16 protein-coding genes are annotated in these 15,475 nt (G+C 42.4%); 6 read left to right on the top strand and 10 right to left on the bottom strand.

Annotated elements, in window-relative coordinates:
- Positions 1–26 precede the first annotated feature (26 nt).
- The 6 genes from HWQ23_RS22515 to HWQ23_RS22490 all read left to right on the top strand — a co-directional run bounded on the left by HWQ23_RS22515 (position 27) and on the right by HWQ23_RS22490 (position 6,980).
- Positions 27–2,822, top strand: coding sequence for a glycoside hydrolase family 10-like protein (locus HWQ23_RS22515; protein ID WP_292833057.1), 2,796 nt, complete (start codon positions 27–29; stop codon positions 2,820–2,822).
- Between the two features lie 347 nt (positions 2,823–3,169).
- Complete coding sequence (locus HWQ23_RS22510) at positions 3,170–3,364, top strand: CBS domain-containing protein (RefSeq protein WP_292833054.1); 195 nt, start codon at positions 3,170–3,172, stop codon at positions 3,362–3,364.
- An 18-nt stretch (positions 3,365–3,382) separates the two neighbouring features.
- On the top strand, positions 3,383–3,586 hold the full coding sequence (locus HWQ23_RS22505) for a hypothetical protein (protein WP_292833051.1): 204 nt from the start codon (positions 3,383–3,385) through the stop codon (positions 3,584–3,586).
- Between the two features lie 162 nt (positions 3,587–3,748).
- A complete protein-coding gene (locus HWQ23_RS22500; RefSeq protein ID WP_292833048.1) occupies positions 3,749–4,960 on the top strand; it encodes an EAL domain-containing response regulator in 1,212 nt (403 codons plus the stop codon).
- 86 nt (positions 4,961–5,046) lie between these two features.
- A complete protein-coding gene (locus HWQ23_RS22495) occupies positions 5,047–6,393 on the top strand; it encodes a PQQ-dependent sugar dehydrogenase (RefSeq protein WP_292833045.1) in 1,347 nt (448 codons plus the stop codon).
- A 179-nt stretch (positions 6,394–6,572) separates the two neighbouring features.
- Positions 6,573–6,980: a phosphomannose isomerase type II C-terminal cupin domain gene (locus HWQ23_RS22490; protein WP_292833042.1), complete on the top strand. Its 408-nt coding sequence runs from the start codon at positions 6,573–6,575 to the stop codon at positions 6,978–6,980.
- 156 nt (positions 6,981–7,136) lie between these two features.
- Here the strand turns inward: HWQ23_RS22490 and HWQ23_RS22485 are convergent, their stop codons facing one another.
- The 10 genes from HWQ23_RS22485 to dndD form a co-directional block, all read right to left on the bottom strand.
- Entirely contained in the window at positions 7,137–7,895 is a 759-nt protein-coding gene (locus tag HWQ23_RS22485) for a HEAT repeat domain-containing protein (RefSeq protein ID WP_292833039.1), read from the bottom strand.
- Positions 7,896–8,067: 172 nt separating this feature from the next.
- Positions 8,068–8,577, bottom strand: coding sequence for a GNAT family N-acetyltransferase (locus tag HWQ23_RS22480; protein WP_292833036.1), 510 nt, complete (start codon positions 8,575–8,577; stop codon positions 8,068–8,070).
- 23 nt (positions 8,578–8,600) lie between these two features.
- Positions 8,601–8,789, bottom strand: a complete 189-nt coding sequence (locus tag HWQ23_RS22475) for a hypothetical protein (RefSeq protein WP_292833032.1) — start codon at positions 8,787–8,789, stop codon at positions 8,601–8,603.
- 191 nt (positions 8,790–8,980) lie between these two features.
- Complete coding sequence (locus HWQ23_RS22470) at positions 8,981–9,388, bottom strand: ABC transporter permease (RefSeq protein ID WP_292833030.1); 408 nt, start codon at positions 9,386–9,388, stop codon at positions 8,981–8,983.
- Entirely contained in the window at positions 9,373–10,674 is a 1,302-nt protein-coding gene (locus tag HWQ23_RS22465) for an AmpG family muropeptide MFS transporter (protein WP_292833027.1), read from the bottom strand. Before HWQ23_RS22465 ends, HWQ23_RS22470 begins: the two co-directional genes overlap by 16 nt.
- 153 nt (positions 10,675–10,827) lie before the next feature.
- Positions 10,828–12,285 carry a DNA phosphorothioation-associated putative methyltransferase gene (locus HWQ23_RS22460; RefSeq protein WP_292833024.1) on the bottom strand — a complete coding sequence of 486 codons (1,458 nt, stop codon included), beginning with the start codon at positions 12,283–12,285 and terminating at the stop codon, positions 10,828–10,830.
- 41 nt (positions 12,286–12,326) lie between these two features.
- Complete coding sequence (gene dndE / locus HWQ23_RS22455; protein ID WP_292833021.1) at positions 12,327–12,713, bottom strand: DNA sulfur modification protein DndE; 387 nt, start codon at positions 12,711–12,713, stop codon at positions 12,327–12,329.
- Positions 12,714–12,743: 30 nt separating this feature from the next.
- Complete coding sequence (locus HWQ23_RS22450; RefSeq protein WP_292833018.1) at positions 12,744–13,091, bottom strand: type II toxin-antitoxin system PemK/MazF family toxin; 348 nt, start codon at positions 13,089–13,091, stop codon at positions 12,744–12,746.
- Positions 13,088–13,342 carry a hypothetical protein gene (locus HWQ23_RS22445; RefSeq protein ID WP_292833015.1) on the bottom strand — a complete coding sequence of 85 codons (255 nt, stop codon included), beginning with the start codon at positions 13,340–13,342 and terminating at the stop codon, positions 13,088–13,090. Before HWQ23_RS22445 ends, HWQ23_RS22450 begins: the two co-directional genes overlap by 4 nt.
- 62 nt (positions 13,343–13,404) lie before the next feature.
- Positions 13,405–15,444 (bottom strand): DNA sulfur modification protein DndD, encoded by a 2,040-nt coding sequence (gene dndD, locus HWQ23_RS22440; protein ID WP_292833011.1) that lies wholly within the window; start codon positions 15,442–15,444, stop codon positions 13,405–13,407.
- Between the last annotated feature and the right edge of the window lie 31 nt (positions 15,445–15,475).

The raw sequence follows: 15,475 nt of genomic DNA, 5'->3' as shown, positions 1-15,475 counted from the left end.
ATAAATAATCCACTGAGGAGTCAGGAGTGAAATATCAGGAAAAGTATCACAAAAAGGCAAATTCACAAATTAAAAAAGCCGGATTATTTATTTTAAGTTTTAATTTTTTAATTTTAAATAGTTTTAGTATTTTGCCAGTCAGGGCAGCGACTGAAGAACCTGTATTGAGCGTAGTGTATGGGCAAGAAAATGCAAATCAATGGGTAGGGATAAGCGATCGCTTACAGGCAATAGGGGTGAAATATTGTGTAATTCCCCTAAATGATGTCAAGAGTGCAGCAGATTGGGGCGATCGCCGGGTATTATTTTTGCCAAATGTGGAGACATTAACCCCAACCCAAGTGATCGCCCTAGAAGAATGGATGAGTAAAGGGGGGCGGTTGATTGCCAGTGGGCCAGTAGGTAGTCTATCAGCGCCAGGAGTGCGGCAGTTATTGCGATCGCTTTTGGGAGGTTATTGGGGATTCAGCCTCAGTGATACAGAAGAGATTAAACCCGTAAAAACCAATATCCCAGAATGGGCAAATCAAACTCAACTCTTTGGCAAAGTACGCGGCGGCGTTGTGATTCCTAATGATATGGGCACTGAATCTGCTGCTGTTTGGAATTCCAAAGATAATTCTGCCGCAGTAGTGACAACTGAGCGTTCCACCCTTTTGGGCTGGCGCTGGGGAACAAATACAGCCTCAGCCGCCGAGTTAGATAATGCCTGGTTAAAAGCTGCTCTCAATCACTATTTGACAGCACCACCGCCATCAAATCGCATGAAAAAAGTAGCAGGAGGTTCCCAAAACTGCTCGACAAGGGTGGCGGCGGCATCAAGGGCAGAGGGGCAGAGAGGCAGTTTATCCCCCTCATCCCCCTCATCCCCCTCATCCCCTCCTCCTAAAACTGCCACCGCTCCCATACCTAGACCCCTAACTACAGTCAAACCCCCAAATTCTCAGGAGGCTATAGATCAGTTGGAACAAGCGGTGCGTCTGGATGTTGCACCTAATTCCAATCAGCCGATTAACAACAACGAAGCGATCGCACTCCAGCAAGAGCTAGAAAATCTCATTGGTCGGGTGGAAAGTGCTAATTTAGCAGTGTCAGCCGATGCGGCTAATGAAGGTGTTGCGATATCTGAGCAAAAGCAGTCCTCTAGGGATCTGGACACCTACACCCCCCAATCTGTCAAGGAGCAGCCGACGACGCAATTGGCCTCAACTAAATTGGGGGGGCTAGTCAGAAATAAAGACCAAGCCTTGGCACAGGTAAGAGTAATTGCCAAAAACTTACCCCAATTGATTGCCCAAAAAAACTACGCTCTGGCTCGTCAGCAGTGGCTGGTAGCGAAGACGATTTTGTGGCAGCAGTTTCCTGTTGATCGGAGGCTGGCTCAACCAGAAATTCGGGCAGTTTGGTTAGATCGGGGGACGATTGTTCGTGCTGGTAGCAAGGCGGGACTGGCACAGATTTTTGATCGCCTAGCCCAAACTGGGATTAATACCGTCTTCTTTGAAACTGTTAACGCTGGCTATACCATTTATCCGAGCCAAGTCGCAAAAGAGCAAAACCCATTAATTCGTGGGTGGGACCCACTGGCAGATGCGGTGAAATTAGCCCATGAGCGAGACATGGAATTACACGCTTGGGTTTGGACTTTTGCAGCTGGGAACCAACGTCACAATCAAATCATCAACGTTAGTCTTAATTATCCCGGGCCAGTACTGGCGGCTCATCCCGATTGGGCAAACTACGATAACCTGGGTAACATGATTCCGGTTGGTCAGACTAAGCCATTCTTCGACCCAGCCAACCCGGAAGTGCGGCAGTATTTGCTCAAGCTGTACGATGAAATCGTCACTCGCTATAACGTCGATGGTCTACAGCTAGACTACATTCGCTACCCCTTTCAAGACCCATCAGCAGGTCGAACCTATGGCTATGGCAAAGCTGCAAGAGCGCAGTTTCAGCAACTTACTGGTGTAGATCCGATAAATATTTCCCCCAGCCAACCAGAACTGTGGCAAAAGTGGACAACATTTCGCACCATGCAAGTTGATAGCTTTGTTGCCCAAGTTTCACAGCAGTTGCGGCAAAAACGACCGAATTTGATTTTGTCGGTTGCAGTATTTCCTCTGCCAGAACTAGAGCGGATTCAGAAAATTCAACAAAACTGGGAAACTTGGGCAAGGCGGGGAGATGTAGATTTAATCGTTCCCATGACTTATGCTCTGGATACTTCTCGCTTCCAACGACTAGCCCAACCCTGGATCGCCTCTAAACAATTGGGAGCTACATTGTTAGTGCCGGGAATTCGCTTACTTTCTTTGCCAACAATTGGAGCATTCGATCAACTCCAGTTGGTAAGGGACTTGCCAGTTAGTGGTTACGCACTCTTTGCTGCGGAGAATTTTAACAACGAGCTACAAAAACTGTTTATTAGCACCCAAGGTAGGGTTCAATCCACAAAAAGTCAACCGATTCCTCACCGCCAGCCTTTTCAAACTGCCGCCATCCGTTACACCGCCCTACAACGCGAATGGAAGTTTGTTTTCCAAAATGACCAACTACAAAAGTCTGCTCAGACAATATCAGATTTTAACAACCAGGCAGAAGTTTTACGCAATGCTTTAAATCAGCTTGCTGCTTCCCCGAATCCTAGTAAGTTACTAGTGGCAAGAGCCTCTCTAACTCGGTTCCAGTCTCAATTTCGGGTATTAATGAGCCAAGAGCTTAAGTCAAATTCCTATCAAGTCAAAGTTTGGGAAAATCGGCTTGTAACTATAGAAAGGCTATTGCGTTACGGCGAACGGCGGGTGCAGTTGCGTCCTTAGTGAAGAAGCAGGGGAGCAAGAATTTTAGATTTTGGATTAAAGAATTGAAATTTAATCCAAAATTGAATTTCCCCATGCCTAACATCCAACTAGCTGCATATAAGCTAGATTGTAATTCTTAACACACTTTTTTGCTGTGTTTATAACCCAAATATTACTACTTGTTTGGCGTCAAAACATGTGGCAATACTTAAGTAATAACCTTAAACTATTATTTTTAATAACACGTATCGCAAAAATCTATGCAACCCTTACCTCAACCTCTAAGGCTACAAAGCTTAGAGTGAATAATTGAACGTTTGCTGCGGATGGGTTATGCCGGAAACACTATTAAGAATACTATTGCGGTGTCTACGACCGGCTATGCCTACGCACTGATGGCAGCACGGAGCAAGATTGTCTTAATTTCTTGGTATTTGCAGGTAGTGGGGTGCTTCACCCAGTATGATATAATACTGCTTTTAGCTTCAGGAACTAGTTTGCAAACAGCCAATATTTCTGAAGTTATCCATACTTCGGTCATGACATTAAACGTGTCATAATTTCTAAAGATAACCTCAGTGGTATCACTGTTGCAGCAGTTACATCTACTGGCACTTGTAGACAACCAATATCAAGTTGTTGGTCTTGTCAACCCTGAAAGTATTTGTCAAGCACTAGCGCAAAAAACAGAGAAAACTAGAGGGAACGCTAGTATTGGTTCCTTTGAGGTAGCACATCAGATTCTCGTTGAAAGACAATTACTGACTATAAATGGTTACTAACACGCACTATGGTACTGACAGACACGACAAACCAGGCTGCCTCATTCGAGTGAGTTTCTGGTATCTACTAAAGTGGAACATTTGTCACAACTACGTTGGGATTTGGTACAAAGTTTGTTGTCATTTTCTCATTAAATAATAAAATATAAATTCAGGTAAATTATGCCCAAAATTTTAATAATAGAAGATGAAGAAGCAGTTCGTGAAAATATTTTAGATTTACTAGAAGCTGAGAATTTTGAAACTCTTGCTGCGGCTAATGGCAGAATTGGGGTAGATTTGGCTATCTCCGAAGTTCCCGATTTAATTCTCTGTGATCTGATGATGCCAGAAATTGACGGTTATGGCGTGCTAACAGCGTTACGCCAAGATCCATCAACGGCAACAATTCCCTTCATTTTTCTCACTGCCAAATCTGGCAAATCTGACTTCCGTCAAGGTATGGATATGGGTGCCGATGACTATATAACTAAGCCATTCACTCGTGCTGAGTTATTAAGTGCGATCACGAATAGGTTGGAAAAGTACGCTACTTTAAAAAGATATTTATCTCCTCCGACTGTAATTAACAGCTTGTCTCCAAAAATGCAGATGTTAGAGATTAGCTTACATCGGGCTATCAAACAACATAAATTTCAAGAATTTGAAATTTATTATCAACCAATAGTCGATATTGCTTCTGGTAAAATAGTAGCTGTTGAAAGTTTATTGCGCTGGCAAAGCCCAGAATTGGGGATGATTTACCCAACAGAATTTATTCCGTTAGCAGAGTCTACAGGTTTAATTGTTCCACTTGGGAAATGGGTATTAAAAAGGGTCTGTCAACAAATAAAAAGCTGGCGTGATGCCGGAATTTATTCCTTGATTGTTGCTGTGAATCTGTCAGTAATGGAATTTAATCAACCAGATTTGATTCAGAAAATAGTCAATTTAATAGCTATAAATGGTTTGGAACCACATTACTTAGAGCTAGAACTGACTGAAAGTATGATTATGCAAGATGTAAATAGTGCGATCGCTACTATGAACAAATTGCAATCCTTGGGTGTAAAAATTGCGATCGATGATTTTGGTACGGGCTACAATTCTTTAATTTATCTGAAAACCTTACCAATTAACACATTAAAAATAGACCGTTATTTTATCCATAATGTTACTAACGATCCGCAGAAATCAGCCATTACTAAAGGATTAATTCAAATGGCTCACAATCTCAATCTAGATGTAGTTGCTGAAGGTGTAGAGACGGAAGCAGAACTAGCTTTTTTGCGTCAATATAACTGTAATTATATGCAAGGTTTTCTATTTAGCCGTCCATTGGCAGTAGCAGAATTTGAAAATTTTTTGTCAACTAACAAATGCTTATATGTATAAACAACAAGAAAAATCAAACTTTAGACTGGCGACAATTATTAAATCTCAAGTCTAGAGTATAAAAATTGTGTATAGTGTCTACCGCCATGAAAGCCCCTGCGCGTTTATTGCTGCCAGTTTTGTTACTAACCTTGACAGCAGCCTGTAACCAGAGTCGCGCTTCTTTGGATAATCCCACACCACAAACATCTGTAGCTTCTGCCCAACAAACACAGAATCCTACACAGCCAAAAAATATTGTCCGTACTGAAGCACTTTCACCCAAACCCATCCGGATCAATCTGAAGAATTTACCAGCACCCTTCGCAACAAAAAGTGCCTCCAAGCGGCCTGAGGTTGTGCCCATTGGGCAAAATCCGGTGCTGCGCGTACCTCCAGGCTTCACAGTAAACGTCTTTGCTGAAGGTTTAGATGCCCCACGCTGGCTAGCTTTAACCCCCAGTGGTGATGTCCTAGTGACTGAAACCGGGCAAAATCGGATTCGTCTGTTGCGTGACAGCAACGGCGACGGCATAGCCGACGTTCGAGAAACCTTTGCTAGTGGGGACAACGGACTCAATAGACCCTTCGGAATGGCTTTTGCAGGTAATTCTTTTTTTCTGGGGAATACAGATGCTGTGGTGCGTTTTCCCTATACTCAAGGTCAAAACAAGATTACAGGTAAGGGGAAAAAAATCGCCGACTTGCCATCTGAAGGTTATAACAACCATTGGACGCGCAATGTCGTTGTCTCGCCCGATCGCAATAAATTATATGTTTCAGTTGGTTCAGGAAGCAATGTGGATGAAGAACCTCTACCACGGGCTTCCATACAGGTGATGAATTTAGATGGTTCCCAGCAGCAGACTTTTGCTTCCGGCTTGCGTAACCCTGTTGGCTTAGACTTTCATCCTGTAACTAAGGAACTTTACGCCACTGTCAACGAACGAGATGGAATCGGTGATGACTTGGTTCCAGACTATCTGACACGCGTTAAACAGGGGGCATTTTACGGCTGGCCTTATGCTTATCTGGCACCAAACAACCTCGATCCGCGCCAAAAGACGGATGGCAAAAGTAAACGCCCCGACTTAGTAGCCCGTACCCAAAGTCCAGATGTGCTGTTCCAGGCGCACTCAGCAGCATTGGGTTTGCAGTTTTATGATCGTAAAACGTTTCCAGAAAAATACCGTAACGGTGCTTTTGCTGCTTTTCGTGGTTCTTGGAACCGCGATCGCGGCACTGGTTATAAAATTGTATTTGTTCCCTTCGATGCTAAAGGGCGATCGCTTGGCTACTACGAAGACTTTCTCACAGGATTTTTGCTAAATCCTTCTGTACCCACCACTTGGGGACGACCTGTAGGTTTACTCGTGTTGCCAGATGGTAGTCTACTACTAACAGAAGAAGCCAATAATCGGATTTATAGGATTCAGTATAGGGGGAGTAAATAATTCATAATTGATAATTCATAATTCATAATTCAGAAATTCAGGGATAGAATCCATTACCAGGGGTCAAGTTAGAACAGTTGTATTAATACAGATGTTGTGACCATTTTCATGCCCAGGTTTATTGTGTTTACGTTAGATTACTTAAAAATACTGATAATCATTTGGTTGAAAAATTAGTTATGGCTCAGAATGACAATAATACTCAGTCAAATATCAACGAATTGTCTCCACATGCAGGTACACGATATTGGGGTGAGGTGGAGGTGATCGAGGAGGGAGAAACCTATAGAATTAGTCGTGTTGAAATCAAGCCCAGGCACGGTATCAAACCACAAATCCATTATCACCGCAATGAACATTGGGTTGTAGTTTCCGGTGTGGCGAAGGTGACTTGTGGCGATGCGGAAATATTATTGAATCGAAACGAATCAACTTATGTTCCCGCAGCAACCCTACATAAAGTAGAAAATCCTGGACATATTCCGCTAGTTATTCTGGAAATTCAAAATGGTGAATATTTAGGTGAGGATGATACTGAGCGTCCTTATGACTTAAATTTGGTCAAACCTGGAACTGAAGGACAGTAAGAATTTTAGATTTTAGATTTTGCGTTCGCGTAGCGTGTCGGAGACAAAAGTTGCGTGCGGGGGTTCCCCCCGTTGAGCAAACTTTTTAAGACGGATTTTGGATTAAATTTCAATTCTATAATCCAAAATCCTTGCATTGAATTGCCCAATCCCCAATCAAAACCACCCTTCTTGTTCCAGGGTTTCAATCAGCTGTAAGCCACGGGGATCACCCACTCCTAAAAGTGAGGCTTTAGCGTCTTCCCGGACTCCCAAATCTTGGTCTTCGGCAAAGGCTTGAATTAAAGCATCGATCGCTGTGGCATAAACTACATTAGAAGGTAGTTCGCGGCACAGTTGACCAATTGCCCAAGCACTGTTACTCCGCACTGCTGCCACGGGATCTTGGACTAAGGCTTCAATTAATGGTGGTATTGCCCCGATAACTGCTTCGTAACCCACTTCTGCCATCTGTGCTAAGGCGCTAGCAGCCCACAAACGCACTGCGGAAATGTCGGTTCTTAAGGCATCTGCTAAGGGTGGTAAACAACGGCGATCGCGACAGTTTCCTAAAGCCCAAACAACACCTTTACGCACATAGCCATTCCAATCATTGTTTAGTTGAGCAATTAACGGACTGACTGCTTCTGAGGTGGGATTGCGTCCGATGCCATAGGCTGCACTCACCCGCACTAAGGGACAGTTATCAGTTAACAGACGAATTAGATGCGGGGTAGCACGCGCATCTTCTATATCACAAAAAGCACGCGCTGCTAACATTCTTTGCTGGGGCTGGGGATTTTCCAGCAAGGCTAGCATCACTTCTGGATCAGGCTTTGCCACCTCTGATTCGGCAGTTAGCGGCTCTATTTTATCTAAGGGGCTTTCTAGCTCCTCCTCAACATCGAGTAGGCTGAGATCGTCTTCGTCATACATAATTTCATTTCAATCCCGAAAAGGGATTAACATATACCCCCGCACCAATAAGTTAAAGCTTTATAAATATTAATTGCAGTATTATACACTTTATTTTCACCTCGTCGAGTTTTATCCGAACGAGAACTGTCATAACTTCAGACGCTAAAGTATGTTATCGATATGCTTTTCTTTATTGTTCTGCACTCAGGAATTTTACCATCCACAGGGATTGGGTTTGATAACCTAACTGATTGTAAAGATTTAATGCGGGTTTGTTTGATTGAAACACTTGCAGTCCAATCTGGCGATCGCCTCTTTGAATAGCCCAATTTTCCACATATCGCATCAACGCTCTACCAATACCTCGTCGCCGATATTCTGGTACAACGTAGAGGATAAAGATGTGAGCATGACGGTTTCCCTGTATTTGATCTATGGCATTGCCCACCCAGAGACAGGCTATGGGTGGATGGGAGGCAGAGGAGAGAAATCCTTTATTGCTCCCTTGCTTCCCCTCCTCATCGACCCACCACAAGGGCGTATCGCTGGAAAAGTATTGCTTAACTGTTTGTTCTAGGTGAGAAAAATCTTCATTGGGAAAAAGATCCTGGTAAGTTCGCTGCATGAATTTAAGCAGCAGCGATCGATCCAAAACGGAGCCACGGCGAATAATATACCCAGGTAGTAGTTGCTCAGACACTTAAATAGGTTTATTGACGGGAGCTAGCTTTCGTTATGTGCTGCTGGTGGGAAATCACTTGGAGTAGGTTGAGAACTTACCCCTACCTGTTCTATTGGTGCGGGTGCTGCCATATCGGAAGGTAAAAAGATGCGGGCGCTGACTGCCACTAGGGCAAAGAGAAATACCAATACCGCAAGCAAGGGGGCAATGTACTGACGAAATATAGCCATATTTAGATTGCAAAGAGCTATGAACTTTTATGAGAACCTAGCTGAAGATTTGTGAAGTATTCTTGATTGATTTTAGCGATTTTTTGGGAATGGGGCATTGGGCATTGGGCATTGGGCATTGGAAAAATTCTCCCTTGTCTCCTAACTCCTAACTCCTAACTCCCCACTCCCCACTCCCCACTCCCTCAGTATTATGGGCGATCGCGCTCCAACTCATCAAGCACTCTTTCGCAATACCAATTCTCCGGCATCCCAGGATAAGTCTCCTTTGCTTGTTCAATTAACCGTTCGGCAGCCGCAGCGTCACCGGATAATTTAGCGATTAGCCTATTTTTGAGATAGCTATCAGATCCACCATTGTCTACCTGGTTTGGTATTCGTTCATTTATAGTTGATGGCCGGGACTGCTCTCTCCGCAACTGCCAAAATAAAACGTAATAAAGTGTACCAAAAATTAAAATTAGGCTAAGTGTTCCGAAAAAAGTTAGGAGGTTAAATGCTAGAAATCCCAGAACTAACTGCGAGAGAACATAGCCAAGTAATAAACCAGTGAGTAAGAGAATAAATGTGCCGACAGCAATAACTACTTGATTCCCCATATATCCTCTTCTTCGTCCTCAAGTCCTGGTCTGGATAATACTAGCATTGGCTTTGGATTCCAAGGGGCAAAGAATGGCAATAATAGTAATCCTGGCAAAGCAGCTATTGCTGTGAGTAGAAAGAATGTAGACCAACCGGTGGTTTGCGCCCATGTACCTCCTGGAGCCGTGAGAATATCTCTACTAAAAGCCTGTAAACTTGAAAGTAAGGCGTACTGTGTAGCTGAAAAGCTTTGGTTACAAAGACTCATCAAAAATGCTACAAAAGCAGCAGTTTCTAAACCGGCACAGAATTGTTCTATATTAACGGCAGCTAACATTAGATAAAAGTTTTTACCTACTACTGCTAACGCAAAGAAAGCCAAATTACCGACAGCTTGCAATATTGCGAATATCCAGAGCGAGCGATTAACACCAATTTTGGTCATTATTGCTCCTGCGGCTAAGGTGCCAATAATAGTGGCGAAAATTCCCAGCGCACCAGGAAATGCGATGTCGCTTTGAGTGAAATGTAAGCCTTTATCTAACAAAAATGGGGTGGATACATTCTTTAGTAAAGAATCCCCTAACTTGTAGATCACAATGAATATCAGGATTAAAAGTCCTTGTAGCCAGCCATGACGCTGGAAAAATTCAATGAAGGGTAATTTGACGGCGGCTCCTAAAGTCTGAGGCGGGCGATCGCGTAGGACTGGTTCTGGTGCAAAAATAGAACTTACCACGCCTACGAGCATCAGCAGCGACATCAATAAATAAACAGCTTGCCAAGGTATTCTATCTGCCAAAAATAGGCTGAGGTAACCGGTTACTAGAATCGCAATGCGATAACCCAATAAGTAAATAGATGCTCCAGCACCTCTTTCTTCTATTTCCACTACATCAGTGCGGTAAGCATCAACTAAAATGTCTTGACTGGCGCTAAAAAAAGCAACGGTAACAGCAGCAATTATTAAAGGTTGTAGCCCTTGGGATGGGTGTTGTAGAGCCATCGCAGCTATACTTAACAGTAATACTACTTGTGTAATTACCAGCCAACCTCGACGTCGCCCCAAAAAAGGCGGTACAAATCTATCTAGTAAAGGCGACCAGAGAAATTTTAAAGAATAGGGCAGCTTTACTAAACTAAAAGCGGCGATCGCTGCCAAGCTAATTCCTTCTTTGGTCAACCATGCTTGTAATGTCTGACTGGTTAAATATAACGGCAACCCTGATGAAAAGCCAAGAAATAACAAAGCTCCCATCTTCGGGCTGCCAAAAATTCGTAGCAGCGATTTATTTACTTCCACAATCTTGAAGATTCCTTTTTATTTAATTGAATTGCAGTTATCTTGCCATAACTGCTGCCTAATTTCGTGTAAGTACACAAACCTGCTAAGATTTTCTTTATTTAAGATACATATCAGCAATGCTCTAACAGTGTGATTATTCCTTAATTTTCCTTAATTTTCCTTAATGGAATAAACCTGATGTCCCCTTATTTCTACCCGGTGTGCGGCGAGGCATTTTTCCCAACCTTCACGCGTACCGATGTCGCTTTTATCCTTGAGCAATCCTAATTCCTGTTCTTGTTGAGTGAGTTTAGCAAATTCTTCGTAACGTGGGTAGTTGCTGGTAACAAATGTTTCCTTCCGGTGCAAAATCGGCGGATTTGCCCTAGTTTCGTAGTCTCGATGAGTGACGAATAGGGTTTTTAAATCAATACCGATGCTGGCTTTTAATGCTGGATGGGGATCAGTGTCGAATTCGGGGTAAGACAGATAGGATATTTGCGGCTTATCAGTGTGATATTTGATTAATGTGGCTTCATCTATACGCCCAATGGTACGGCTAGCGCAACCTTCACAAATTCGTAGTACCGGGTCAAGTGCTGCTAATGCCGAAACATGCACGTAAAGCGCACCGCGTGTATGTTTACCAATTCTGCTTTTTTCGCAAGCAGTTTGAATCACCCCAGGTTTACCTAAGCTGAAAAGCTTTTGGTCGGCTACTTGACAAGCTTCCTCGTAGCTACTAAAAAAGGCTTTGATATCGTGACGCATTTCTGGGGCTAGCTTTTGCCATGTAGGACGTTGATCAAAATGAGTGAGGGCGAGATAAACTTGGATATCTAGAGAACGACGGTAAGCGATCGCATCCCATTCTGCTTCGTCGGTGGCTTGCAAAACTACACCAAAGGCGCGGCGAAAGTTACCAAATTCGCTCACTAATTCCTGTTCATTTTCCAATTCGCCTTTTGCAGGTAGTCTACCGCGCTTGGTGAAAAACGCCATTAATGGTTGCAGCTGTTCTTGATAATCTTCAAACCGCTTAGTAGGGATGCGGACTCGCGGTGTAGAAGAGGTAGAAAAGAAGCGGATAGCTTTATAACTTTCTTTTTCTGCTTCATCTCGAAAAACAAAGTAGACGCCTAGCGCGATCGGTACTGCATCTACATTTAGCACCTGATCAATATAAGTTTTGAGTTCTTCTTGTTCGTAATATTTCTGAAAAGTATTGCGGCGCGTCACAATGCCATCATTGTAAGCAAGTTGGGTTTTGCTGGGAGCGTTAATCAGTATTTGAGCCGCGACAATTAAAACTTTGCCGGTAAGCTCCCAAGCTTTGATTAGGCTTTGACGGCGTTCTTCTGAGTCTTCAATGACGTTGAGGACATAACCAAAATTCACCACATCGGCGGCGGTGCGTGGTACATCGGGATAGTAGTAAGGGTCCCAGCCTGTGCTGGTGTAACCTAAGTTTTTTACTCGCTGGACATCACCACCATAGCCGCAACCGTAATCAAAAAAAGTGGTGTCTTGATGTAGGATTGCCCATTCTATTGCCAATCGCACGGGGCGAGATAAATCAGTACGAGCGATCGCAGCTCTGTGACGCTCGATTTCTAGCGCTTCCGGCATAAGAATAATTCGTAATTAAGACACCGATAACTAATATTCTTTCAATTTTTAATGGCCAGTTCAATTAAATCTTCAATTTTCTTGATATTTGGATCGCCTGCTAAGTAGCCAATACCGCGATGCAAATGTAAGCGGAATTGGGTGGCGAGGGTTTCTTTGTCGGTGGGATAACCGTCATTGTGACAGCGTTGCTTGAGGGCGAGGAGGAGAATATCGGACATTTCGCCGCCAAAGACGCGCCAACTCATTTCGACGTTGCTATCTTGGGGAATTGGGACGGGCGAGGGTGTGGTTGGTTCTGCCAGAGAGCGACAAAACGCCCAACGGCATAAGATATTCCATTGGTCGATTTTGGTGCTACGTCTGAGTTTGGTAAGTTGGTCTTTGGCTGCTTGGGAGAGTTTTATTCTTTCGATTGGGGATTCCATAATCTTCCTAAAAATTGAGGTAGTTTTCGCTTATAAACCCAAACAGTAGCGAACCGCAGTTTCAACTTCAAGCATTTTGGAGTCAGAAATTTTACCCAATGGGTCAGCAGGAAAGCGATTTTGATCTAAAGAACGAATTTGAAAACATAAGAACACTGTTTTTATAAGCAATCCACTGTCAGTTACAGAGACTCGTATATTAGTTGGATAATCACGCTTAATATTCGTTCCTTTCGTACCTACAACTACAGTCACAACCAAGGGTGATTCATTGATAGCGTTTATAGATAACACTAAAACTGGTCGTGTTCCTGCCTGTTCTCGTCCCTGCACTGGATTAAGATTGATGAAATAAATTTGTCCTCTCTCAATGCTCACAACTTTTCTAAAGCATCCATTTCTGTTACACCGAATTCATTATTGATAGAGTCCATTTCTGCCTGTATCTCTAAATCGCTAGCCATTTCAGCTAGTTGTTCCTTCATATATTTCACATTAGTAAATTTATTTGATATTTGCTTCCTTTCTTGCACTTGTATTGTCATAAGTTCTAACAGCCATTCTAGTTCTTCTAATGACAAAGCACGTAGGTCACGCTCTATTTTTAATAAATGTGGTGAGTTCATCATTGCTTATCTACTTTCCAAAGGTCGTTATATATATTGTAAATATCTTTTTTAGACGATATCTACTACCAAAAATATTGATTTTCTATCACTGTTGTTTGACGGGTAGAAGAGTCGTATTTTAGCAGGTATTCACGAGCGATCGCTTCGTTTTCTCGCAGTGTTTCTACTTCTTTTTTGCCAATCTCAGTATCCGTAGATAACAAAATTACTTGATGGCTGGCGGATGGAAAGTAACGTTCAACTAAGTTACTGCGGTGAGAGGAATCTAGTCTACCTAGTGGCGTATCGATTGCTACAGGTAGGCGGTGTCCAGAGACTTTAGCTAAACCCCAGAGGAAGGCGATCGCAAGTAGTTGTTTTTCGCCTGCTGATAAACGATGTTTAGGAACAGGTTTACCATTTAAATCATAAAGCAAAAGGCTAAAAGTCTTAGTATCAATAGTGATGCGATGCACTAAGTCTGATTTATGGAGGAGATAAAGGAAGCAGTTTTTAACTTCCTCCTCTAATTTATTGAGTTTTCGCAGGGTTAACTTTTCACGAAAAATCTTGAGTGTATTTTGAACTTTAGCCGCAGAGGTAATAATATGCTCGCTATTTTTATGTTTAATATTTTCTACAGTATAATCACTTAATTCTCTTTTTGACTTAGCAATAATAGTTTCTAATTCAGCTAAACGACGGCGGATTGTTTCGTAATTTGCTTTAGCTTCAACGACTTGATTTTGTGCAGCTTCTAATGCTTGACGCAGCTTTGTATAATCTTCTGGTGCTGCTGCTGTTTGCACTTGTCTTTCCAGAGTGATAATTTCTTCTTCTTTATTTTTGATAATAGCTGATTTTTCTTTCGCAGAAAGTTTAGAATTTTGTAAGTGATATATGAGATTATCTAGCTGACTTAAACTCTCATCATCAGCTAATAACCAAGGTGCTTCTATCTGGATAGTCTTTGCATACAAACTATCTACATCTTGGATTAAAAATGATTGGATTTTTTCAACTTGTATCGGAGAAATTTCTACTTGATTTAGCCAAGTGAGTAAACGCTGATCTCGTTCAATTAACAAATCTTTAGAAATTTGTACCTGTTGATGGCGAAATTCCTTTTCTCCCTGTGCTTGCGCCTGAGTAAGCAAATTGGGAATTAATGCTAGAGGTAAAACATCAGATGCTAATTCACACATTGACTGACGTACTTGTTCAATTTCCGCAGTTTTTGTATTTTGCTGTAGTTCTAGTTGATTGCGTTCTGCTGCAATCTTCCCACCTTCAGAAATAAATTTATCAAAGGCTTCTTGCTGCTTTTGTTCTAATTCTTCTACCTGATTTTTGAGAATTTCTACTTTCTCTTCTGTGGTTTGATAATCTTCTTGCTGTTGGGTTAACCTAGTTTCAATTTCCTCTAGGTTTGCTAAATCCTTACTATTACCAACTTCTTTAAGTTTACGGTTAACTAAAATATCTAAATCAACTGCTAAACGGTCTGCTAACTCTAGCCCTAAAAGTCCACGAATTGCATCTACTACAACTGGTGGTGGTATTTCCTGTTCTGCGAGTTCTTTAACCTGTTCACCATCAAAGAGAAATAAGTTAGAAATCCCTAATGGCAGGAGATTTTCAATATATTCATCCCAGATATTAACTAAAGCATCAGGCCATGTATCACTGTCGCCTAAAATACCTAATGTATCTTTACCATCTTTCGGATTTTTTGTCCAACTACGCACAACACGGTATTTTATTGGTTTATCGTTTTCGATATGTTCAAAAAGTAATTCAATCCGGGTGTCGGCAACTGGATCTATCCTCTTGGAAAGTTGCTCCTCTTGGGGAGACCCCAAGACCGCACTTTCCGCTTTGTTGTTAACACATTGATTGAGAAAATCGCTATAACTTAAATTACCACGGGTTGAACATTGGGCGCGGGGGCCGTAAAGTGCGAGACGAATGGCATCCATCAGCGTAGTTTTTCCACCGCCATTCATGCCACCTAATAGGATAATTGGACGCGAGTTTTCTTCATCAGTTTTTGGGTTAAGATTGATTACCTGTTTCCCACTGTAGGGGCCAAAGTTTTGTAATACGAGTTCAAGAAATATCATGATTGGAGATTATTAAATACCGGGTGAAGGA

Source organism: Nostoc sp. JL33, from assembly GCF_017114985.1.
Lineage (GTDB): Bacteria > Cyanobacteriota > Cyanobacteriia > Cyanobacteriales > Nostocaceae > Nostoc.
This window is presented reverse-complemented; position numbering and strand designations above follow the sequence as displayed.